Consider the following 21,902-nt stretch of genomic DNA (forward strand, 5'->3'; position numbering starts at 1 on the left):
CCGCCGACGTGGCGACTCCTCATTGCCTCTCCTCCCCATTCAAATGGGGAGGAAGTGACCGCAATCAGATTGCGAATGATTATCAATATTGCTAAGGGGAGCCAAGGCTGCCGCCGCTACGCCGAGACCAGTCACGACGGGCAGCTTGCAGGACGACGACTCCAGATTGAGGCTCTATCTCGCGCACCGGGCGGCGCTCGTGGAGTATGCGACGCCGATCGTCGGTGATCGCATGCGCGCCGAGGACGTGGTGCAGGAAGCCTATATGCGATTCGCGCCGCGCCCGGATGATGTGCGGGTCGAGCAGCCGGCGGCCTATCTCTATCGCATCGTCCGCAACCTCGCCTATGACCTGCGCCGCCGCCTGTCGGCCGACAAGCGTCGTGACGAGGCCCATCTCGTCCTCTCCGAGACGCTGCCGCCCGCGGTGTCGCCGGAAGAAGAAGCCTTGCAGCGTGACGAGCTGCGCCGCGCCGAGGCCGCCCTCGCCGAGCTGCCCGACAATGTCCGGCGGGCCTTCGAGATGAACCGCATCGGCGGCTACACCTTGCAGGAGACCGCCGACCATCTTGGCGTGCCGCTGTCGACGGCGGCGCGCTGGGCGCAGACCGCGCTCATGCATGTCGCCCGCCGCCTGCAACGGCCGTCCTCCACGCAGACCCCGAACCGGTGAGCGGCGCGATGACGAATCTCCGGAAAATTTTCGCCGCTCCTTCGTCTTCCGTGTATGGCGGGAGCGCTCCGATGTCCGGCGACGACGACATGATTCCCGATCGCGTGCTGGAAGCCGCCTCCGCCTGGGCGTTCCGTCTGCAGGACGCACCCGACGATGCCGGGCTGCGGGCCGAGCTGGCAGACTGGCTGGCCGAAAGCGACGTCCATGCGGAAGCGTGGGCGCTGACGCAACGGGCCTGGCAGGTAACGGGACAGGCGCGCGCGGCCTTTGCGCATGAATGGCCCACTGCGTCATCGACGCGATCTGTCGTTTCTCGACCCACCGTTTCTCACGGGCAATCCAACGTAACGCCCCTGCGCCGCCGCCGCTTCGGCGTGCGGGTGACCGCGCTCGCCATCGCGGCCTGTCTGTTGCTGGTCTTTGCGCTCCCCGTCCTGAGGGTGCAGTTGAACGCCAGCCATGCGACGTCGGTCGCGGAGATGCGCGAGGTCTCGCTCGAGGACGGCTCGCGCGTCACCCTCGCCGCCAGCAGCGCCATCTCCGTCTCCTTCGCCGCGGGCGCGCGCGAGGTGACCCTGCTCGAAGGCGCCGCCTACTTCGAGGTCGCGCCCGACCGCGCGCGGCCCTTCACGGTTCGCGCGGGCCCTGTCAGCACCACCGTCACCGGCACGGCGTTCGATGTCGCGATGACCGACCGCACCGTCTCCGTCGCCGTGGCGAGCGGGTCGGTGAGAGTCGCACGTACCGACAATCTCTCGTCGTCGCTGGCCGATCTCGGCGCCCAGCAAGGCGTCGTCGTCGATCGCAGCAGTGGAACCGTCGTCGAGACGGCGCTGCAGCCCGGTACCGTCGCGGCGTGGCGCAAGGGCCGGCTCATCGTCGAGAATGCGCTGCTGACCGATGTCGTGGCGGCCCTCGACCGCTCGCATGCCGGCTCCATCGTCGTCGCCAGCGAGTCGCTGCGCGGAAAACGCGTGACCGGCGTCTACGATCTTGCCGATCCGGCCGGCGCGCTGCGCGTTCTGTCCGCGCCCTATGGCGGCGTCGTGCGCGCGTTCACGCCCTATCTGCTGGTGCTGTCCGTCGACTGACGCGCCTTCGAAAAATTTAGTGAGAAGTTCGGCGCGCCGCTTCGTCTCTGGTCGGTAAGCGAATGGTGATCATTCGCAGGAAGCCGCTCGGGGGAGTAGCGTATGGTATCGAGTCGCCGGAAGTCGCGTTGGCCTGTCTCGTTGATGGTGCTGACGACGAGTACCTGTCTGGGCACAGGTCTTGCCGGTGTTGCGGTGGCTCAGGAGACGGGAACGCCCTCGCCGCCCGTGCTTGCGCAGGCGCAGGAGTCGATGGTCTTCGACATTCCCGCGCAACCGCTCGCTGGCGCCGTGACGACGTTCGGCCGCCAGTCCGGCTATCAGGTCTCCGTCGATCAGGCGACGCTCGCCAATCTGCGCTCCGCCGCGGTGTCCGGCCGCATGACGCCGGAAGACGCGCTGCGCCAGATGCTGGCGGGCACGGGCGTCACCTGGCGCTTCGCCGGTGGCCGCAGCATCTATCTCACCAAGCTGCCCGATGGTCAGCGGGACGGCCAGCAAAGCGGCGCGCTGCAGCTCGATCCGGTGCAGGTGCAGGGCTATCCGGTGCCGCAGCAGGCGATGATCGACAACCTGCCGCCAGCTTACGCCGGCGGACAGGTTGCGACCGGCGGACAGTTGGGCCTGCTCGGCAATCGCGACGTGATGGACACGCCGTTCAACCAGAGCAACTACACGTCGAAGAAGGCGCAGGAGCAGCAGGCCAAGACCGTGCAGGACGTGCTGATCGACGATCCGTCGGTCCGCACCATTCGCGCCGACACCAGCCCCGGCACCGACGGCATGCGCATCCGCGGCTTTCCCGTCGATAATTCCGCCGTCGCCTATGGCGGGCTGTACGGCGTGCTGCCGACCTACAGCATCATGGCCGAGGTGGCGGAGCGCGTGGAAGTGCTCAAGGGGCCGAGCGCCATGCTGAACGGCATGGCGCCGACCAGCGAGATCGGCGGCACCATCAACATCGTGCCCAAGCGCGCGCCCGACCAGGGGCTGACGCAGTTCACGGCGAACTATGTTTCCGGCGCGCAGTTCGGCGGCCATGTCGACGTCGCGCGGCGCTTCGGCCCCGACAAGCAGTTCGGCGTGCGCGCCAACGGCGTCTACCGGAACGGCCAGACCGACGTGCGCTGGAACACCGACGAACGCGCGCTCGCTTTGCTCGGCCTCGATTTCCGCGGCGAGCGGGTGCGTTTCTCGACCGACTTCGGCTACCAGCACCGCTATATCGGCGGCGTCGCGGGCTATATCTGGCTGACCGCCGGCACGCCGCTGCCGTGGGCGCCCAACGTCAGGAGCAATCCCGCGGGCCAGCCCTGGGCCTATTCGCGGAACAAGGATCTGTTCGGCACCTTCCGCGGCGAGCTCGACATCACCGACAACATCACCGCCTACGTGTCGCTCGGCGCACATGACCAGCGCGTCGAAGGCCTGATCCAGTCGTCGGCGAACCTGATCCGCGGCGCCAATGGCGGCGCCAACGGCCAGATGAACAACAGCAGCGACTACGGCATCTACCGCACGGCCGAAGCGGGCCTGCGAGCCACCGCCCGCACCGGCCCGATCGACCACCAGCTCTCCTTCACCGCCACGACCTACAATGCCGAGTTCGGCTCGGCCTTCGTCGTCGGCACGCCGTTCGCCACCAACATCTACAATCCCACCATCATCGCGCGCCCCAACATCGCCACGCCGGCGGCCAACAAGACCTCGACGTCGGACATGACGAGCATTGGTTTTGCCGACACGCTGTCCGCCGCCGACAAGCGCATCCAGTTGACCGTCGGCGGCCGCCTGCAGCGCGTCGCCGCCGCCAACTTCGATCCGATCACCGGCCTGCAGGACTCGACCTACGACCAGAGCGCGTTCAGCCCCTCTGTCGCGCTGGTGTTCAAGCCCTGGCAGAACGTCTCGATCTACGGCAACTGGATCCAGGGCCTGCAGCAAGGCGTCATCGTCGGGCCGCAGTACCAGAATTCCGGCCAGATCTTCGCGCCCTACAAGTCGACGCAGTTCGAGGTTGGCGTGAAGGCCGACTGGGGCGGCAAGTTCACCACGACAGTGAGCGCCTTCCAGATCGCGCGGCCCAGCACCATCGCGGTGCCCGGCGCCACCCTGCCGACCCTGACGCTCGACGGCGAGCAGGTGAACCAGGGGCTGGAGTTCAACGTCTTCGGCGAGCCGATCGAGGGCGTGCGCCTGCTCGGCGGCATGATGTTCCTCAATCCCGTGCTCACCAAGACGCAGGGCGGCGCGACCGATGGCTGGATCGCGCCCTTCTCACCCACCTTCCAGTTCAATCTCGCGGGCGAATGGGACCTGCCCTGGGTGCCGGGCCTGACGGTGAACGGCCGCGCCATCTACACCGGCGCGCAATATGTCGACACGACCTGGCCGCGCCGCATGCTGCCGGACTGGACGCGCTTCGACCTCGGCGTCCGCTACGCCTTCGAGAATCCCGGCGCCAAGGGCAAGCTTCTGGTCGCGCGCTTCAACGTCGAGAACGTGGCTGACGCCAACTATTGGGCCAGCGGCAACAACGCCTTCACCCTCTCCCTCGGCGCCCCGCGCACCTTCCGCCTCTCCCTGACCGCGGATTTCTGAGCGGCACCGCGCTGTTTGCAATAGTCGACGGATCCCGGCATAGTGCGATTGAGAACCGTTCGCATTTACTCAGGATCCGCCGTGGCGCCACACGAAACGGCTCTCTCCGTCTACATCAAACACCGGGCCGACCTTCTGAACTATGCGAGCCGAATCGTGCGCGATCGCGCGAGCGCCGAAGATGTCGTCCAGGAGGTGTGGCTGAAATTCTCTGCCAGATGGGAACAAGGCGAAGAGATCCACCAGCCGCTGAGCTACCTCTACATGATTGTCCGCAACCTGGCGCTGAACTGGGTCAAGCGGACGGCCCTGCAGGACAAGGTCATCGATCGAGGGTCGTCGGCCGAGAGCGTGCCGCACGACGTCCCCTCGCCCGAGCGGATCCTCTACTTCAGGGACGAGATGCGCGTGATGGCCGATGCGATTGCCGAACTGCCGGAGCGCACGCGGATCGCGTTCCAGATGTACAAGCTCGAAGGGCGCCCCCTCCACGAGATCGCCGCCCGGCTAGACATCTCGGTTCCCCGGGCGCACCAGCTCGTGAAGGAAGCGGGCCTGCATGCAGCCCGACGCCTCCTGGGCGATGAGCGTGCGTCGGATAAAGCGTTCGGCAAACCTTAAAGAACCAATACTCCCTCGCTCTAAGAATCGAGGGGCGAACAACTTCGATCCTGCCTCAGCTTCCGCAGGGACAACAGGACAAGCCTTGAAACGATCCGACGACCCAGAGGACTCTCCAAGATCGCAGGCCATGGACTGGCTGCTGCGGCTCGAGGCGAATCCGGACGACAAGGCGTTGCGTGCGGAACTCGATGCATGGCTCGGCCATCGCGAGGCGAATGCCGAAGCGTTCGGCGACATGAAGCGTGTCTGGTCGAGCCTCGATGCACTGGCGGATCGTCCCGACGACGGCCTGGGGGCCGCCTTGCCGCGTGCCGGGCAGGCCGTCCACCGCATCGCGCCTTTCCCTGACCGTCGGGCCCGCGGCAGCAGGCTGCGGCGTTCGGGGACGATCCTCGCCGCGGCGATCGCCGCCTGCATCGCCATCGTCTTCTTCCCCGCTCTCCAGATGCGGCTCGCGGCCGACCTCACCACGGGAGTCGCCGAGGTCCGGACCATGACCCTGGAGGACGGCAGCGTCGCCCTCCTCGATGCGCGCAGTGCGGTGGCCATCGACTACACGCCGACCCGGCGCGAGATCGTATTGCTGGCAGGTAACGCTTTCTTCGATGTGGTCTCGTCGGCCGATCGGCCGTTCGTCGTGCGGGCGGCCGACGTGACGGTGACGGTCACAGGCACCGGCTTCGCGGTGCAGACGACCCCCGATCAGGTTTCCGTATCGGTACAATCCGGAACGGTTCGCGTTGCCACGCGCCAGGGAGAGACGTCACCTGTCGTTCTCACGCGCGGCCAGCGGCTCACGATCGACCGGCACTCCCGACGCGAAACGAGAAGCGAGGTTGCCCCGGACGAGGTGGCCTCGTGGCGTGCGGGCCGGCTGGTCGTTCACGACGCCCGCCTGGGCAGCGTCGTCGAAGAGATCGGCCGCTACTACGGAGGCATGATCGTCTTCAGGGATCGCGCCCTGGAGGACCAGTTGGTGACGGGCGTCTTCGATCTGCGGCGCCCCGTGGAGGCGCTTGCCGCGGCGATCGATACACAGGGCGGCAAGATCCACACGATCACGCCGTACGTCCTGTTCATCTCGGCCAAGTGACGCGGCGATCTCCGCTTTCGCGCGCCACCAACTTTTTTCGGAACCTTCCTTAATCGGCCGGCCGGCCGCTTGTCGTTTCAATAGATGCGGATGCTTCGTCCGCGTCGGCATCTCCGTGAACCCGTCGGCACGGATCGACGGGGGATTTGTCGTGGCGAGCAGCGTTGAGCGTGCGGGAGCAGGCAGGGTCTTTCTTTTCACGGTACTCGTCGGAAGTGCCGCCGCACTGACCGCCACGGGACCGCACGATGCGGCGGCACAGGCACCGTCGATCGGCCAGGCCGTGCAGCAGGCCCAAGTCGGCGGCATGTCGATCGGTTTCAATATTCCCGCGCAACCCTTGGCGCAGGCCCTGACCCTGTTCGGTCGCCAGTCCGGCCTGCAGATCGCGGTGAACGCCGCCGCCATCGCAGGCAAGTCGACGGGCGGCGTGACGGGCGTGATGAGCGCCGAAAGCGCTCTGCAGCAGCTCCTGGCCGGCAGCGGCGTCACCTATCGCTTCACCTCTCCAACTTCCGTGACCGTTGCAGCGCCTGGGCCCGATGCGTCCGGCGCGCTGCAGCTCGACCCGGTGCAGGTGCAGGGCGCCTTTCCGGTGCCGCCGCAGGCGATGATCGACAACCTGCCGCCGCCCTATGCCGGCGGACAGGTGGCAACCGGCGGCCAGCTTGGCCTGCTCGGCAATCGGAGTGTGATGGACACGCCCTTCAATCAGACGAACTACACCGCCAAGAAAGCGCAGGATCAGCAGGCGAAGACCGTCAAGGATCTACTGATCGACGATCCATCGGTACGAAGCATGCGATCCGACAATACTGTCGGTGGCGACCAGGTATCGATCCGAGGATTTCCGGTGGATTCCGTCGGATTCTCCTACGGCGGTCTTTACGGAATCCTGCCGAGCAGTTCGCCCATGGTGGAGCTCGCGGAACGGGTCGAAGTGTTGAAAGGACCGAGCGCGATGCTGAATGGCATGCCCCCGAACGGATATATCGGTGGCACCATCAACATCGTGCCCAAACGGGCGCCGGATGAGCCCCTCACCCAAGCCACAGCCAACTACATCTCCGCCGGCCAGGTTGGCGGACATATCGATTTCGCCCGCCGTTTCGGCGCGGACAACGAAATAGGCGTTCGCTTCAATGGAGTGTTCAGAGCGGGTCAAACCGAGTTGCAATACAATTCCGATCAACGAGCTTTGGCCGTCCTGGGATTGGACTTCCGGGGCGAAGGTGTGCGTCTCTCGGCCGATCTGGGCTATCAGAATCAATATGTCGTTGGAACGGTGCCTTACCTGGATCTGGCGGCTGGCGTGCCGCTTCCCTGGGCGCCAAATGCTCGCAACAATCCAACGGCGCAGCCGTGGGGCTACAACCAGCGCAAAGACCTTTTCGGTGTCGCCAGGGCAGAAGTGGACTTGGCTGAGAACGTAACGGCGTATGCCGCACTCGGAGCGCACGACAATCGCTATTTGGCTCTGTTTTCCAACTCCACGACCATCACCAGTGTCGACGGAACTGCGACGGCCGGACCGCCTTTAAATCTCAGTAATTATACGACCTACTTCACTGCCGATGCTGGCGTACGAGCACTCGTTCGTACCGGTCCGATCGACCATCAACTTGCTCTTACCGCCACGACGTATTCGCAGACGGGGGGGCTTGGCTTCGCCTTCGACGCGCCATTCGCGACCAACATTTACGCTCCGACACAGATTGCCCGGCCCAACATTGCGACACCCTCATCGAACAAGACTTCGAACCAAACGCTATCGAGCATCGGATTTGCCGACACTCTCTCCGCTGCCGACAAACGGATACAGCTGACGGTGGGAGTTCGATTGCAGCAGGTTCAGGCGACAAACTTCAACATCACTAGCGGCGCGGCGACCTCTTTTTATGATCAGAGCGCGTTGAGCCCATCGGTCGCCCTCGTGTTCAAGCCCTGGCAGAACGTGTCGATCTACGGCAACTTCATCCAGGGTCTGCAACAAGGCGCAATCGCCGATGCGACTTACGCAAATGTGGGAGAGGTATTTCCGCCATTCAAGTCAACGCAGTTCGAAGCTGGGGTAAAGGTCGACTGGGGGAAGTTCACGACTACCGCAAGCGTCTTTCAGATTTCGCAGCCAAGCTTGATTGCAGTTCCGGGTCCGCTGCTTCCCACGCTCACGATGGCCGGCGAGCAGCGTAACCAAGGCCTTGAGCTTAATTTCTTCGGCGAGCCGACTGAGGGCGTGCGGTTGCTCGGCGGCCTGATGTTGCTTAGTCCCGTTCTTGCCAAGACCCCTGGCGGGACAACCGACGGGTGGATTGCTCCGTTTTCACCGACTGTACAAATGAATATCGCCGGCGAGTGGGACCTGCCATTCGTTCCGGGCCTAACTGTGAACGGTCGCGTGGTCTACACGGGTTCGCAGTACATCGACACGACTTGGCCGCGACGCAGTTTGCCGGAGTGGACGCGATTCGATTTGGGGCTGCGCTATGCCTTCGAGAATCCGGGGGCGAAGGGCAAGTCGCTGGTGGCACGCCTCAACGTCGAGAATGTTCTCGACGCCAATTACTGGGCAGGTGGCAGTCCCTCCGCGCTGTACCTCGGATTACCCCGCACCTTCCGCCTCTCCCTGACAGCGGATTTCTAGGGCTCGTTGCCTCCCCTCCCCATTCAAAGGGGGAGGAGAAAGAAGGAGCCGCGCCGGGCTTTGGCCATTACAGTCGAGCCATGACGATTGGGAGGATGCCCATGCGTCTCTGGTTGGCGGTCCTTGCTGCGCTGGTTGCAGGGTTCCCCCTCTTCGCGCCGATCGCCGCGCCGAGTACCGCGCAGGCGCGCGATCCGCAGGCGAAACCCTGGCCGACCGAGTCCTGGTCGGTGTCGACGCCCGAAGAGCAAGGCATGGACTCGGCGCGCCTGGCCCGGCTGGTCGAAACGATCGGCACCTACAGGCAGGACAGTTTCCTGATCGTCCGGAACGGGCGGATCGTCGCCGACGCCTACTACGCGCCCTTCGCGCCGGGCATCAGCCACGATCAGCGGTCGATCACCAAGAGCGTCGTCGGCACCTTGACGGCGATCCAGCTCCACAAGGGCATGCTCGACAGCGTCGACCAGCGGGTGATGGATCTGTTCTCCGACAGGAAGATCGAGAATGTCGACGACTGGAAGAAGGCGATGACGATCCAGAGCCTTCTCGACATGACGTCCGGCATGGACTGGAGGGAGAAGCACTACACGCCGGACGAAACGCTGATGCAGATGTTCCGCAGTCCCAACCGCACCGCCTTCGTGCTCGACCGGCCGATGGCGCGCGAGCCCGGCACCACGTTCAACTACGGCGGCGGCAACCCCTACCTGCTCTCCGCGCTGATCAACCAGAAGTCCGGCAAGAGCGCGCAGGACTTCGCGATGAAGGAGCTGTTCGGACCACTCGGTATCAAAAGCGCGAGATGGGGCAACAACGATGTGAACGGCGTCACGGACGGTCAGTCCGGTCTTTTCCTCTCGCCGCACGACATGGCGCGGTTCGGCTACCTCTATCTGCGCAACGGCCAGTGGGAGGGAAAGCAGATCATCCCGTCGGCGTGGGTCGAGCGCGCGAAGGAAGGAAAGGTCGTCACGCCGGGGGGCTTTCACTACGCGAATCTGTGGTGGTCGCTCCCCGGGAGAGGCGCCTTCATGGCGCGCGGCCGTCATTCCCAGCTCATCGTCGTCATTCCGAGGCTCGATGTCGTGGCGGTGATGACCGGCGTGATGCTGGATGGCGAATACTATCCTATCGCCTCGCTGATCGACGACATAACCAGCGCGGTCAAATCCGACGAGCCGCTGTCGGCCAATCCCGCAGGCTTGGCGCTGCTGACCGGTGCGATCCATCAGGCGACAGTCGCGAAGCCCGGCCCCGCCGCTGGTGTGGCTCCCGGTTCGTCCGACCTGGCGAAGACGGTTTCGGGCAAGGTCTATCGCCTGGCCGACAATGTGCTGCGCATGAAGAGCATCCGGCTCAATTTCTTCGACCAGCCGGACCCGACATGGGAGGTCATGCTGCACGCCGACCCGCCGACCGACCGCCTCGCCGGCGTGTTCGGCACCGACGGCTTCTATCGCACGAACCCTCCCGCTCCGTCCGGAACAAGCGTCATCCGCGGACGCTGGCTCGACGACCGCACCTTCGAGATGGACAGCCGCACCCTGGGCCGCGGCGAGACCCAGACCTGGACGCTGACGTTCGATGACGGCACGGGGGGCGACAAGCCCGGCGACACGGTGAAGATCAAGTTCGAGAACACCGATGGCGCCAAGATCGAGATTGGCGGCGCCGCGAGCGACTAGAGCCGTGCCTGCGGCCCACCCTCGAAGGGTGGGAACGAGCACCGCGCCTACTCGCTGTGAGAGAGCTGTCGCAATGGTGTGCCGATGCGTAGTATCCCACCCGACATAACGGGGTGCTGCGCAGATGACGGCCACGACTTCCGAACAAACCCAGCGGAGCGGAACAGGCGCTTTTCTCGGCGGCATGGGGATCGGAACGCTTGGCGGCCTGATCGGGCTGGGCGGCGCCGAGTTTCGACTCCCGCTTCTCATCGGCATGTTCCGGTTTGGGCCGTTGGAAGCGGTCATCGTGAACAAGGCGATGAGTCTCATCGTCGTGGCCTCGGCGCTGCCGTTCCGTACCAGCACCACATCGGTCGGAACCATTGCCGATCACTGGACGATCATCGTCAACCTGCTCGCCGGCAGCCTGCTGGGCGCCTGGGTCGGCGCATCGTGGGCAACCACGCTCCGATCCGAAACGCTCTACAGGGTGATTGCCATCCTGCTGGTCGCCATCGCCGTGGTGCTGCTGGTCGGCCATAGCGCAGAAGGCGGCCGAGCGGTGTTTACGGGGCCGGTCCAGATGGTCGCCGGGGTGGTCGCAGGCTTCGCCATAGGCGTGGTTGCTTCGTTGCTCGGTGTTGCTGGCGGCGAGCTGCTGATACCGACCCTGATCCTATTGTTCGGCGTGGACGTGAAACTCGCCGGCAGCCTGTCGCTGGCGGTCAGCCTCCCCACCATGCTGGTCGGCTTCGCGCGTTACAGTCGCGACAGCACCTTTGCGGTGCTGCTGCGGAATAGAGCGTTCGTCATCATCATGGCGGCCGGGTCCATCGTCGGCAGCTTCATCGGGGCCATGCTCTTGGGGATCGTGCCGGGCTACATCCTGCTGCCCGCTTTGGCGGTGATCCTGCTGATCTCCGCCGTGAAGGTCTGGAAGCATAAGTAAAGCAATCGAGCGGTTGGATCGCTCGGGCCTGAATTCTACTCGGCCGGAACGGTCGAGCGCGCGGCGCGCACGGAGCGCAGCTCGCCTGCGGCCTGCCGCAGCACGATCCACGATCCCTGAAGCGCAAGGCCCGCCATGATCGCCGCAACAACGGCGTCCGGCCATCCTGCGCCGGTTCCAAAGACACCAGCCGCCGCGAGCAGGACCGCAAGATTGCCGATGACATCGTTACGCGTGCAGATCCACGCCGAACGCATGTTGGCGTCGCCCGTGCGATAGGCCCAGAGAAGCGCGAACGAAGCGCCGTTGGCGATGAGCGCCGTCAGTCCGACAGCACCCATGGTGACGGCCTGCGGCAGCGTTCCATGCCAGACATGCCAGGCGGTGATGCCCAATACCCACAACCCGAAAACGCCCATCGTCGCACCCTTGGCGAGCGCCGCCGAGGCGCGATAGCGAAGCGCCATCCCTACGACGAAGAGGGATATCCCGTAGTTCGCCGCATCGCCGAGAAAGTCGAGTGCATCGGCCTGCAGGGAGGCTGAACCAGCCATCACGCCCGCGCCGATCTCGACGGCAAACATCACGGCATTGATGGCGAGGACAGCCCAAAGGACGCGGCGATAGGCCGGTCCGCCATCGTCAGGTTCACAATGCTGGCAACAGTTCGCGCTCATCGGCATCGCTCCTTGCCGGTGAGCATACCGCAAGGGAGTAGAGGCCGCGAGCGCCCCTCGTTTGAGAACGCCCCTTGGTCCACCTCAGATCGCCGCGCGCAGCAGGTGCCTCAATGCTGACGGTGATGCCGATGCTGCACCGGATTTGGCGACGCGGCGAAAGCCTGCCACCCTCCCGGGAGTGTCGGCCGAACCGGGTGAGCGTGCATGTCGGGCCAGATCATCATCACCGCCTTTGAACGGTCGCCCGATGGCGGCCAGGGGCTGGCGCGCGACACGCGGGTCCGCTGGGCGCTCGAAGAAGCGGGCCAGCCTTACGAGGTTCGTCTCGTGTCGTTCAAGGCGATGAAGGAGCCCGCGCATCTCGCCCTTCATCCCTTCGGCCAGATCCCGACCTATGAGGAAGGCAGCCTCGCTTTGTTCGAGACGGGAGCGATCGTCTTCCATATTGCGGAGCGCCATGCCGGTCTGTTGCCGGACGATGCCAGTGCGCGGGCGCGCGCGATCACCTGGATGTTTGCTGCGGTCAACACGGTGGAGCCGCCGATCCTCGAACTCGCGAATGCCAGGCTTCTGGAGGGCAACAAGCCCTGGAGCAAGGAGCGCCTGCCTCTGGTCGAGGGTCGCGTGCGCGACCGGTTGAAGCAACTTTCCGCGCACCTCGGCACGGCCGACTGGCTCGATGGGGCGTTCAGCGCGGCCGACCTGATGATGGTGTCCGTGCTGCTCCGGCTGCGATCATCGGGCCTTCTCGACGAGCACCAGACCCTTGCCGCCTACGTCGCCCGCGGCGAAGCCCGGCCCGCCTACAAGCGCGCCTTCGCCGATCAACTGGCCGTGAACAAGCCACCGGCCGGCTAGGCATAGGCACTACCTGCCCGGCGCGCCATAAATCGTCTAGGCTCGCCCCATGCCTCCAGCCGACACGTCTCCGGTTGATGCAATCCAACCGCCGCAACCCACACGCTGGGGGCTGGCGACCAAGCTGTTCGCCATCCTGATCCTGCTCGGCGCGATTGCCGTACTGGTCACCGGTGTGCTGGGCTACATGCGCGCCCGCGATGCCCTGCAGGAGTCGATCTACAACCAGCTCACGGCGACCCGCAAAGGCAAGGTGCGCCAGGTCGAGACCTACTTCCGCACCATCCGCAACGAGCTGAGCCAGCTTGCCACCTCGAAGATGGTGGTCGATGCCGCTCGGGATTTCCGCTCGAGCTTCGACGAGCTCGACCGAGCCGACGCCCCCGTCGAACTGCGCCGCAAGGTCGAGGACTGGTACGGTGCCGAGTTCCTGCCCGAGATGCGCCGTGTCCTCGGCAAGGAACCGAACATCAACGACTACCTGCCGGTCGGTCCCGCCGCCACCTATCTCCAGTATCACTACATCGTTGCCAATCCCTATCCGGCCATCCGGCGCAGGCTGCTGGACGATGCCGGCGACGGCAGCGTCTACAGCCGCCACCACGCGCTCTTTCACCCGCTGCTGCGCGGCGCGGCCACGTCGTTCGGCTTCTTCGACTTCCTGCTGGCCGATCCCAAGTCCGGCCGGATCGTCTATTCGGTCGAGAAGGAAGTGGATTTCGGCGCGGACCTGCGCGCCGGCATCTACCGGCGGTCCAACCTCGCTGCCGCCGTTGCCCGCTGCGGCGCCGTTCCCGACAGGTCGGCCATCTGCTTCGAGGACTTCGCTTCCTATGCGCCCTCCGGCGGCGCACCCATCGCCTTCATGGCGGCGCCGATCATCGACCAGAGCGTGGTCATCGGCGTGGCGATCGCCCAATTGTCGATCGACGCGATCGACGCTGTCGTGACCGGCGAGCGACGCTGGCGGCAGGACGGGTTCGGCCTCACCGGCGAGGCCTACCTCGTCGGGTCGGACTTTCTCGCGCGCTCCGGCACGCGAGGCTTCTACGAGAATCGCGAACGCTACTTCGCCGAGCTGAAGCAGGCCGGCGAAACCGACGAGGATATCGACGCCATCCGCCGCTACGACACGCCGGTGATGCATCAGCACGTCGCGACCGACGCCGTCCGGGCCGCCCTCGCCGGCATCGAGGGTGTGGGCGAGGTGCTCGGCTATCGCGGCACCCCGACGCTCGCCTCCTGGGGACCGCTGGCCATTCCCGGCTTCAAGTGGGCGCTGGTCGCCAAGATCGACGTGGCCGAGGCGTTCGCGCCCATCTACCGGCTGCAGCGCGACCTGATGATCGTGGGCGCGATCGCGCTGCTGGTCGTGATCGTGACCGGCGCCTGGCTGTCGCGGTCGCTGCTCGGGCCGTTGCACGAACTCACCGAGGGCGTGGCGCGCTTCGCCGCCGGCGACTACAGCGCCCGGGTGGCGGTGCGCACGCGCGACGAGATCGGCCGGCTGTGCGCGGCCTTCAACGGCATGGTCGACGAGCTGCGCGGCAAGAACGTCGTCATCGAGAACAAGAACCGCGAGAACGAGGAGCTGCTGCTGAACGTCCTGCCGGCGCCGATCGCCAACCGCCTGCGCGGCGGCGAACAGCGCATCGCCGACGGTTTCGCCGAGGTCACGGTGGTCTTCGCCGACCTGGTGGGCTTCACCGAAATGTCGTCACACATGCCGCCGGGCGACGTCGTCAGCCTGCTGAACGGCCTGTTCACCCGCTTCGACGAGGCCGCCCAGGAACTCGGCATCGAGAAGATCAAGACGGTGGGCGATGCCTACATGGCGGTCTGCGGCATGCCGGTGCAGGTGCCCGACCATGCCGCGCGCATGGTGCGCATGGCGATCCGCATGGTCCATATCACCCGCGAGCATGCGATGGAGTACAAGGTCTCGATGAAGCTGCGTGTCGGCATCAACAGCGGGCCGGTGGTGGCCGGCGTCATCGGCAAGAGCAAGTACATCTACGACCTGTGGGGCGACACGGTGAACCTGGCGAGCCGCATGGAATCGGGCGGCCTGCCCGACATGATCCAGGTCACGCGTCCGGTCTACGAGAAGCTCAAGGACGAGTTCGTCTTCGAACCGCGCGGCATGATCGAGGTCAAGGGCAAGGGCAGCGTCGAAGCGTGGCTGCTGAAGCTGTAGAAGCTGAGCCCACTACCGTGCATTCAATGGAGACCAAGCGATGAAGCCGTCGAAACTGCCGATGACGGGAAGCTGCCGCTGTGGCCAGGTGAAATTCGAGATCAGCGCGCCGCCGCTGATGACAGCGGCGTGCCATTGCACGGGCTGCCAGCGCATGAGCAGCAGCGCCTTCTCGCTGACGGCCATGGTTCCGGCTGACGCCTTTGCCGTGGTCCAGGGCGAGCTGGTGATCGGCGGCCTGCGCGGGCCGCAACTGCACCATCACTTCTGCCCGAGCTGCATGAGCTGGATGTTCACGCGCATCGAGGGCATCGACGCCTTCCTCAATGTCCGCCCCACCCTCCTCGACGATCCGGGCTGGTTCTCGCCGTTCATCGAAACGATGACGAAGGAGAAACTTCCCTGGGCGGAAACGCCGGCGCGGCATCGCTTCGAGGGCTTCCCCGCGATGGAAGACCTGCCGCGCCTGATCGCCGAGTTCGCGGCGGCCGGCTGAGTCCCGGCTCAACCGCCGAGCTGGCGGGTCACGTCCTCCGTCGACACCACGTCGGCGAAGGTGAGCATCATCGCGTTGAGGGTGCTGTTGTGCTCGTAGTCGGTATGCGTCGCCGTGCCGTCCGACACGAACAGCACCTTGTAGTTCATCATCATGGCGTCGCGCGCCGTCGACTCGCAGCAGATGTTGGTGGCGCAGCCCGTGATGATCACGGTGTCGATGCCCTTCGCCTGCAGCCTGGCGTGCAGGTCAGAGGAGCCCTCGACGAAGGTGCCGAACCGGAACTTGTTGATGTGCATGTCGCCGGGTTCGACCTGGATGTCGGGGTGCAGCGCATGACCCGGCTTGCCCACCATGAAGGTCGCGTACATCCCTTCCCGCTTGTCGGGCGTCCAGAAGGCGTCGAACCAGTTGGACCAGCTCTTCTTGCTCTCCTCGCTGATCGAGTTCTGGATGAAGACGTTGAGGGCGCCGGCCTTGCGGCAGGCGGCGCTGATGCGATTGATGTTGGGAATCACTTCGACCGCGGGTGCGATCTCCGCCGGCGCGCCGGGCGTCATGAACCCGGTCTGCATGTCGATCACGAGATGCGCGGTCCGCTTCGGGTCGATGGTCTCGAACAGCCGCAGGCGGCCGCGCCTCTGTAGCGCAATCTTCACGATATCGTCGTCGAGCTTCACCTTGTGCACGGCCGCTACTCCCGATGTCCTGTCCCGATCTTCTGCGAGCGGCGGCACGTTCGCGTGGGCCGAGGTTGGGTGCAAGCCCGACGTGCACCTGGACCTGCGCTCGTGTCTTCGACTTCCGCAAAGCAGGTTGTGAGACGGTGCCTATGACAAGAGCATGAAGCTGGCGCGGTACTGCGCGGGCGAGATGCCCATACGTTCGGTGAAGACGAGTCGCATGCGGTCGGCGGTGCCGAAACCGCAGTCGTAGGCCACGGCTTTCAGCGGCCGGTCGGTTCCTTCGAGCAGGCGCCGCGCGGCGTCGATGCGGGCGCGCTCGACGAATTCGTGCGGCGTGATACCGGTCTGCAGCAGGAACTGCCGGCCGAAGTTGCGCGTGCTCATGCCGGCCGCCTTCGCCAACGTCGTCAAAGTGTGGCGGGTGCCGACATCGGCCATCACCGCGGCCTGCGCCCGCGCGATCGGCGAGCCGTCGTCGGCCGGCGCGGTCAGATAAGGACTGAACTGCGACTGGCCGCCCTGGCGCTGTGCCACCACCACCAGGCGCTTGGCGACGGCGATGGAGACCTGCGGGCCGTGCCGCTCGCCGACCAGCGACAGGCCGAGATCGATGCCGGCAGTAACGCCCGCCGAGGTCACCAATCGCCCTTCACGAATGTAGATGCGGTCGTGCAGCACCTCGGCGGCGGGAAAGCGCGCGGCGAGCTGCGCGGCGTTCTGCCAGTGCGTCGTCACCTTGTGGCCGTCGAGCAGGCCGGCATGGCCGAGCGCAAAGGCCCCGGTGCAGATCGAGCCGTACAGCTCGGCGCGATCGGGCGCGGTGCGCAGCCAGCGCGTGAGGGCCGCATCGGGCTCGGCGGTCGGCAGTCCGGGCCCGCCAGCCACGAGCAGGATATCGAACCGGCCCCCTATGTTGGCAGAGTCCGCCTCGGCAAAGCTCAGGTCGGCGGCGATCTTCATGCCGTTCGAGGCGCGCAGCGGTTCGCGTGTCGCGCCGATCAGGGTCGTTTCGTAGCGGTTGCCGGCCGCGATGAAGGCGTTGGCCTCGGCGAAGACGTCGACCGGGCCCGCCACGTCGAGGGCCTGAACGCCCTCATGAATCACGATCGCCACGCGCTGTATCGCCATGCTGGCGTCACTCTAGACGAGGCTGGCGCGATTTGAAGGGTGGTTGGCGCGTTCCGGCGGAGCAGCGTCGTTGAGGGCCATCGCTGCACTCCCCAAAACAGGAGCAGCGAACATTGCCCATAGAGGAGCCCTGAAAATGTCCGAGATCATCGCCGGTATCCGTGTCCCCGACAGCGCCATGGCCAAGGCCGCGACCCAGCTCGTGCGCGATACCGAAGACGACCTGCTCTACAACCACAGCCGTCGCGTCTTCTTCTGGGGCGCGCTGACCGGCGAGCGGCGCGGGCTGAAATACGACTCCGAGCTGCTCTACATGGGCGCCATGTTCCACGACATGGGCCTCACCGAACACTATTCGAGCCCCGACCTGCGCTTCGAGGTCGACGGCGCCAACGCGGCGCGCGACTTCCTGAAGAGCTACGGCGTGCCCGAGCGCGACATCGAGGATGTGTGGACGGCGATTGCGCTGCACACGACGCCCGGCGTGCCGGAGCATATGCGCCCGACCATCGCGCTGGTGACGGCCGGCGTCGAGATGGACGTGCTCGGCATCGCCTACGACGACTTCTCGCACGAACACCGCCACGATGTCTGCGCCTGCCATCCGCGCGAGGCGAACTTCAAGGAAGGCATCATCGATCACTTCGCCCAGGGCATCATCAAAAAGCCACTGACGACGTTCGGTAATGTCAAAGCGGATGTGCTCGCGCTGAAGGATCCGACCTATCGCCGCCTGAACTTCTGCAGCATCATCCTCGGGTCGACGTGGCCCGGATAGCGGCCCACCCACAGGCGACACAAGGAAGACGGCCATGACTTCCTCCCGACGTGACCGTAAGAGCAACGACCGCGCCCCTGCCCGCCCTTCGGCCAAGGACGCCGCTCCGGGCGAGCGCGAGAGCCGCGCCAAGCGCCTCGACCGTTCGCTCGAAGTCGCCCTGGAGGACAGCTTCCCCTGCAGCGATCCGCTCTCGTCGCTGCGCTTCGACTGAAAAGGGCGGTACTTCGATGAACACGGCGGATGAACTCAGGGACATCCTACAGCGCAAGGCCGCGGCTCTCCTGCAACGGTCTGCGCCGAAGCTGTTGGAACTGCTCGAGGAGAACTTCGTCTATGTGACGGCCTCGGGGCGCCGGCTTCGTCGCGACGACTATGTCGAGCACGGCACCGGCCCCCACGGGCTCCGCTTTCAAAGCCAGGAGATCGACGGGTTCGAGGTCGCGGATTTCGGCGACACCGCCATCGCGACGATGATCCTGCACGATCGCTTCGAGGCCGACGGCCACGCCGTCTCCGAGACCTATCGGTCGTTCTGCGTGTTTCGCCGGCACGGCACGGGGTGGCTGTGGGCGGGCGGACAGACCTGCGTGGCCGGCAAATAGCCTGTCAAGCGAGCAAGATTCACCCGTCGCACGAGGAAGACCACCATGACTTCCGCCTGCCGCGACCCTAAGTGCAAGGCAATGGCCTGCCTCGCCGAAATTGGGTAGAGCGCAGGTCCTTCCTATCCGAGTGCAAGAGGATCCCGCCCATGAGCGCTGAAAAGACCTACACGCCGCCGGCCGTCTGGCAATGGAACAAGGAGAATGGCGGGCGCTTCGCCAACATCAACCGGCCCATCGCGGGATCGACGCACGAGGCGGAACTGCCCGTGGGCAAGCATCCGCTGCAGCTCTATTCGCTGGGCACGCCGAACGGCCAGAAGGTCACGGTTATGCTGGAGGAGCTGCTGGCCGCCGGCCATAGCGGCGCGGAATACGACGCCTGGCTGATCGAGATCGGCAAGGGCCAGCAGTTCGGCAGCGGCTTCGTTGGCGCCAATCCCAACTCCAAGATTCCGGCGCTGGTCGACCGCAGCGGCAAGAAGCCCCGCCGCGTGTTCGAGTCGGGTTCGATCCTGCTCTATCTCGCGGAGAAGTTCGGCGCGTTCCTGCCCAAGGACATCGACAAGCGCACCGAAGCGCTCAACTGGCTGTTCTGGCAGATGGGCAGCGCGCCCTATCTCGGCGGCGGCTTCGGCCACTTCTACGCCTATGCGCCGTTCAAGAGCGAATACGCCATCGACCGCTTCGCGATGGAGACCAAGCGGCAGATGGACGTGCTCGACAAGCACCTCGCCGACAACGAGTTCTTCGCCGGCGACGAATACTCGATCGCCGACATGGCGATCTGGCCGTGGTACGGCGCGCTGGCCAAGGGCAAGATCTACAACGACGCCGGCACCTTCCTGCAGGTCCAGGAGTACAAGCACGTGAACCGCTGGACCGACGCGATCGCCGCGCGGCCGGCCGTGAAGCGTGGCCGTCTCGTCAACCGCCTCCAGGGCAACGACCCCGGCCAGCTCCGCGAACGCCACGACGCCAGCGACTTCGACAAGGCCGTGGCACCGAAGGCCGCGGACTAGTTAGGCTGGGGGCGCGCCACTCCAGTGGCGCGGTCATGAATCGCGCCACTGGAGTGGCGCGCCCCCGGCGATTCGTCAGCAACGCCTTCCCCTCGTCTTGGGGAGCGCTCCTCAGGATGAGGCTTTAGGAGCTGCCTCTCTTACGAGACCTGTTTCACGCCGGGTGGCTGCCATGTGCCCTCGCCCGCCGGCAGGATCGACGGTGGCGCAGACTTCGGCCAGTACAGGCGCATCACGAGATAGATCCTGTCGTTCGGCGCCGGAAGCCAGTTGGCTTCCTTGTCGGCGCCGGGGCTGTCCTTCTGAATGTACAGCGTCAGAGAGCCGTCCGCGTCCTTCTTCATCGCCGACAGCATCGGCGAGTTGATGAGGTAGCGATTGATCGGGTTCTTCACCAGGAGCTGGCTCTTGCCGTCGTACATCGTCACGGACCAGAACGCATTCACCGGCGGCAACTGGCCGGGAGCGAAGGTGATGGTGTACTTGTGCTTGCTGCCGTCGAGCGGCTCGCCGGTCGCGTCGGTCCGGGCATAGGGATACATGGCTTCAACGGCATCGTTGCCATAGAGGCCGCCCTTGGCAGCCCCGGCCCGCATCAACCAGTCGCCGTTGAAGAAGGCCTCGTCACCGAAGAACGCACCGACGCTCCAGCCGTTGATGCTCTTGTTTCCATTGGCCAGCCATTTGTCGACCTTGTCGTCACCCTGCTTCATGGCCCCCAGGATTGCCGCCTTGTGTTCGGGCGACAGATCCTTGAACGCGAAGGTCTTGCCGGGGCCGATGCCGATCTTCGCGAGTTTCGCGCGAACCGCCTTGTCCCTCGCCGTCTCGGGGACGAACTGCAGGGCCGCGTCGAGATACTGGAAGAAGTTGTTCTTGATCCCGGCCGTGGTGGCGGGAAGGAACTCGATCTTGGGCGCGGCAGCCGGGGCGGGTTGCTTGAGGAAAGCGGAAAGCGGCTGCGCCTTGTAGCCGGCCTGAACTTTCTCGACGTTCGGCATGTCGCCAGGGTTGAAGAGCTGGGTGCGGAAAGCCGCGAACGTGAACGGCGTCGTCGATCGGAAGACCTTCTTCAGTCCGGTCGACGCCGCGGGCGTTTCGCCCTTCCAGTCGGGGCCGACCACCAGATAGTCGCCCGGCTCGGTCCCCGTGGCGCGCGTGCCGATATAGCCGAAATTGTAGGTGTTGCCGTCGATCAACTGAACCGAGTAGTAGCGGTCCCTTGCGATCGCCGGCACCGAGATGACCATCGGCTCGGCGCGCAGGTCCAGCCAGAGGATCGAGTAAGGGGTGTCGCTGTTCGGCGTGATGATTGCCGTGTCCGCCGGGGTGGCGACATGGTGCATGTTGTTGATTTGGTTAAACGGCGCCTTGAACTGCCCCGAGTTCCTGTCGACGGCGAACTCCTGCATGACGGCATAGTTCATCACGAGCGGCAGGCCGTAGATGAAGCCTTCCTCGGCGATGTCCTTGGCCTCCTGCAGGCTGGGCCAGCCGGCCTTGTTCTGCGCAAGGGCCGGGATGGACTTCGCCGTCGTGGCGGCGAATGCGGCCATCGCCGCCGAACAAAGCAGGTCGCGTTTGGTAAGCATCTTAACAACTTCCTTTCAGGGCGCGGCTTGTGGTCGAGCGCGCGCAGACAACAAAAGAGAGGGCTCCCGCCCCGTCACCGAGGTTGCGTCACCGACGTTGTGTCACCGGCGTGGGGGTATCGAGGCGGGCGGGTTGCGTTTCTTGGCGCCGGTGACGATCAGGAGCTGGCGCGGCGCCTCGATCATCAGGCGACAGGCCTTGGTGGTCATGTGGTCGCCGATCTGCAGGAACACGCCTTCGTCCACCTTGGTCTTCTTCTGGTCGTCGACCTCGAAGGCGGCGCCGTCGCGTGCACGCGACACGCGGACATTCCCCTCCGACACGATTTCCCTCAGAAAATACTGGTCCTTGTCGACGTAGAAGTCTTCGCCTTGCTTCAAGGTGAGTACCAGAGCCATCGATCGCCCCTCCCTGGGCTCGTGTCGGGCGGGCAAAATACGCAGGCGGGTGCTGGCACCGCAATCGATTTCGGGGTGCAGGTGTTGCGAGTTCGTGACGCCGCCGGTGCGCC

The 21,902-nt window shown here is 65.3% G+C and carries 20 protein-coding genes; 15 read left to right on the plus strand and 5 right to left on the minus strand.

From position 1 onward, the window contains the following. Positions 1-166: 166 nt before the first annotated feature. From EPO50_RS18160 to EPO50_RS18195, 8 genes are all read left to right on the plus strand, one after another. Positions 167-673, plus strand: coding sequence for a sigma-70 family RNA polymerase sigma factor (locus tag EPO50_RS18160; protein WP_296346415.1), 507 nt, complete (start codon positions 167-169; stop codon positions 671-673). Between the two features lie 71 nt (positions 674-744). After that, the gene (locus tag EPO50_RS18165; protein ID WP_296346416.1) at positions 745-1,767 is read left to right on the plus strand and encodes a FecR domain-containing protein; all 1,023 of its coding nucleotides are present in this window, start codon (positions 745-747) and stop codon (positions 1,765-1,767) included. A gap of 102 nt (positions 1,768-1,869) precedes the next feature. Then, positions 1,870-4,368, plus strand: coding sequence for a TonB-dependent receptor (locus EPO50_RS18170; protein ID WP_296346417.1), 2,499 nt, complete (start codon positions 1,870-1,872; stop codon positions 4,366-4,368). An 81-nt stretch (positions 4,369-4,449) separates the two neighbouring features. Further along, positions 4,450-4,989: a sigma-70 family RNA polymerase sigma factor gene (locus tag EPO50_RS18175; protein ID WP_296346418.1), complete on the plus strand. Its 540-nt coding sequence runs from the start codon at positions 4,450-4,452 to the stop codon at positions 4,987-4,989. Between the two features lie 130 nt (positions 4,990-5,119). Continuing rightward, positions 5,120-6,085 (plus strand): FecR domain-containing protein, encoded by a 966-nt coding sequence (locus tag EPO50_RS18180; protein WP_296346419.1) that lies wholly within the window; start codon positions 5,120-5,122, stop codon positions 6,083-6,085. 151 nt (positions 6,086-6,236) lie between these two features. Continuing rightward, the gene (locus tag EPO50_RS18185; RefSeq protein WP_296346420.1) at positions 6,237-8,729 is read left to right on the plus strand and encodes a TonB-dependent receptor; all 2,493 of its coding nucleotides are present in this window, start codon (positions 6,237-6,239) and stop codon (positions 8,727-8,729) included. Between the two features lie 101 nt (positions 8,730-8,830). Next, on the plus strand, positions 8,831-10,417 hold the full coding sequence (locus EPO50_RS18190; RefSeq protein WP_296346421.1) for a serine hydrolase: 1,587 nt from the start codon (positions 8,831-8,833) through the stop codon (positions 10,415-10,417). 124 nt (positions 10,418-10,541) lie between these two features. After that, a complete protein-coding gene (locus EPO50_RS18195) occupies positions 10,542-11,348 on the plus strand; it encodes a sulfite exporter TauE/SafE family protein (protein WP_296346422.1) in 807 nt (268 codons plus the stop codon). A 35-nt stretch (positions 11,349-11,383) separates the two neighbouring features. Here the strand turns inward: EPO50_RS18195 and EPO50_RS18200 are convergent, their stop codons facing one another. After that, the gene (locus EPO50_RS18200) at positions 11,384-12,025 is read right to left on the minus strand and encodes a cation transporter (RefSeq protein WP_296346423.1); all 642 of its coding nucleotides are present in this window, start codon (positions 12,023-12,025) and stop codon (positions 11,384-11,386) included. Positions 12,026-12,232: 207 nt separating this feature from the next. On the opposite strand from EPO50_RS18200, the gene EPO50_RS18205 reads away from it, so the two are divergent. From EPO50_RS18205 to EPO50_RS18215, 3 genes are all read left to right on the plus strand, one after another. Continuing rightward, a complete protein-coding gene (locus EPO50_RS18205; RefSeq protein ID WP_296346424.1) occupies positions 12,233-12,886 on the plus strand; it encodes a glutathione S-transferase family protein in 654 nt (217 codons plus the stop codon). Between the two features lie 112 nt (positions 12,887-12,998). Continuing rightward, positions 12,999-15,083, plus strand: coding sequence for an adenylate/guanylate cyclase domain-containing protein (locus tag EPO50_RS18210; RefSeq protein WP_296346647.1), 2,085 nt, complete (start codon positions 12,999-13,001; stop codon positions 15,081-15,083). A gap of 40 nt (positions 15,084-15,123) precedes the next feature. Next, on the plus strand, positions 15,124-15,579 hold the full coding sequence (locus tag EPO50_RS18215; protein WP_296346425.1) for a GFA family protein: 456 nt from the start codon (positions 15,124-15,126) through the stop codon (positions 15,577-15,579). An 8-nt stretch (positions 15,580-15,587) separates the two neighbouring features. Here the strand turns inward: EPO50_RS18215 and EPO50_RS18220 are convergent, their stop codons facing one another. Continuing rightward, entirely contained in the window at positions 15,588-16,268 is a 681-nt protein-coding gene (locus tag EPO50_RS18220) for an isochorismatase family protein (protein WP_296346426.1), read from the minus strand. A gap of 141 nt (positions 16,269-16,409) precedes the next feature. Next, entirely contained in the window at positions 16,410-17,393 is a 984-nt protein-coding gene (locus EPO50_RS18225) for a GlxA family transcriptional regulator (protein ID WP_296346427.1), read from the minus strand. Positions 17,394-17,529: 136 nt separating this feature from the next. Here EPO50_RS18225 and EPO50_RS18230 point away from each other — a divergent pair, with 136 nt between their 5' ends. The 4 genes from EPO50_RS18230 to yghU all read left to right on the plus strand — a co-directional run bounded on the left by EPO50_RS18230 (position 17,530) and on the right by yghU (position 19,798). Continuing rightward, on the plus strand, positions 17,530-18,171 hold the full coding sequence (locus EPO50_RS18230; RefSeq protein WP_296346428.1) for an HD domain-containing protein: 642 nt from the start codon (positions 17,530-17,532) through the stop codon (positions 18,169-18,171). A gap of 34 nt (positions 18,172-18,205) precedes the next feature. Then, positions 18,206-18,385: a hypothetical protein gene (locus tag EPO50_RS18235; protein WP_296346429.1), complete on the plus strand. Its 180-nt coding sequence runs from the start codon at positions 18,206-18,208 to the stop codon at positions 18,383-18,385. Between the two features lie 16 nt (positions 18,386-18,401). Next, complete coding sequence (locus tag EPO50_RS18240) at positions 18,402-18,776, plus strand: nuclear transport factor 2 family protein (RefSeq protein WP_296346430.1); 375 nt, start codon at positions 18,402-18,404, stop codon at positions 18,774-18,776. A 149-nt stretch (positions 18,777-18,925) separates the two neighbouring features. Beyond that, complete coding sequence (gene yghU, locus EPO50_RS18245; protein ID WP_296346431.1) at positions 18,926-19,798, plus strand: glutathione-dependent disulfide-bond oxidoreductase; 873 nt, start codon at positions 18,926-18,928, stop codon at positions 19,796-19,798. Positions 19,799-19,938: 140 nt separating this feature from the next. Here yghU and EPO50_RS18250 read toward each other — a convergent pair whose 3' ends face one another. Both EPO50_RS18250 and EPO50_RS18255 read right to left on the minus strand, forming a co-directional pair. Further along, positions 19,939-21,390, minus strand: coding sequence for a DUF1254 domain-containing protein (locus tag EPO50_RS18250; protein ID WP_296346432.1), 1,452 nt, complete (start codon positions 21,388-21,390; stop codon positions 19,939-19,941). Between the two features lie 102 nt (positions 21,391-21,492). Beyond that, complete coding sequence (locus EPO50_RS18255; protein WP_296346433.1) at positions 21,493-21,789, minus strand: hypothetical protein; 297 nt, start codon at positions 21,787-21,789, stop codon at positions 21,493-21,495. Between the last annotated feature and the right edge of the window lie 113 nt (positions 21,790-21,902).

Origin of the sequence: Reyranella sp., from assembly GCF_004297405.1 — a bacterium.
GTDB lineage: Bacteria > Pseudomonadota > Alphaproteobacteria > Reyranellales > Reyranellaceae > Reyranella.

What these genes read in the sequence shown, in the direction of transcription:
- EPO50_RS18165 (WP_296346416.1), top strand. Translation starts at nt 745, where the DNA reads ATGTCCGGCGACGACGACATGATTCCCGATCGCGTGCTGGAAGCCGCC.
- EPO50_RS18170 (WP_296346417.1), top strand. Translation starts at nt 1,870, where the DNA reads ATGGTATCGAGTCGCCGGAAGTCGCGTTGGCCTGTCTCGTTGATGGTG.
- EPO50_RS18180 (WP_296346419.1), top strand. Translation starts at nt 5,120, where the DNA reads ATGGACTGGCTGCTGCGGCTCGAGGCGAATCCGGACGACAAGGCGTTG.
- EPO50_RS18190 (WP_296346421.1), top strand. Translation starts at nt 8,831, where the DNA reads ATGCGTCTCTGGTTGGCGGTCCTTGCTGCGCTGGTTGCAGGGTTCCCC.
- EPO50_RS18195 (WP_296346422.1), top strand. Translation starts at nt 10,542, where the DNA reads ATGACGGCCACGACTTCCGAACAAACCCAGCGGAGCGGAACAGGCGCT.
- EPO50_RS18200 (WP_296346423.1), bottom strand. Translation starts at nt 12,025, where the DNA reads ATGAGCGCGAACTGTTGCCAGCATTGTGAACCTGACGATGGCGGACCG.
- EPO50_RS18205 (WP_296346424.1), top strand. Translation starts at nt 12,233, where the DNA reads ATGTCGGGCCAGATCATCATCACCGCCTTTGAACGGTCGCCCGATGGC.
- EPO50_RS18215 (WP_296346425.1), top strand. Translation starts at nt 15,124, where the DNA reads ATGAAGCCGTCGAAACTGCCGATGACGGGAAGCTGCCGCTGTGGCCAG.
- EPO50_RS18225 (WP_296346427.1), bottom strand. Translation starts at nt 17,393, where the DNA reads ATGGCGATACAGCGCGTGGCGATCGTGATTCATGAGGGCGTTCAGGCC.
- EPO50_RS18230 (WP_296346428.1), top strand. Translation starts at nt 17,530, where the DNA reads ATGTCCGAGATCATCGCCGGTATCCGTGTCCCCGACAGCGCCATGGCC.
- EPO50_RS18235 (WP_296346429.1), top strand. Translation starts at nt 18,206, where the DNA reads ATGACTTCCTCCCGACGTGACCGTAAGAGCAACGACCGCGCCCCTGCC.
- EPO50_RS18240 (WP_296346430.1), top strand. Translation starts at nt 18,402, where the DNA reads ATGAACACGGCGGATGAACTCAGGGACATCCTACAGCGCAAGGCCGCG.
- yghU (WP_296346431.1), top strand. Translation starts at nt 18,926, where the DNA reads ATGAGCGCTGAAAAGACCTACACGCCGCCGGCCGTCTGGCAATGGAAC.
- EPO50_RS18250 (WP_296346432.1), bottom strand. Translation starts at nt 21,390, where the DNA reads ATGCTTACCAAACGCGACCTGCTTTGTTCGGCGGCGATGGCCGCATTC.
- EPO50_RS18255 (WP_296346433.1), bottom strand. Translation starts at nt 21,789, where the DNA reads ATGGCTCTGGTACTCACCTTGAAGCAAGGCGAAGACTTCTACGTCGAC.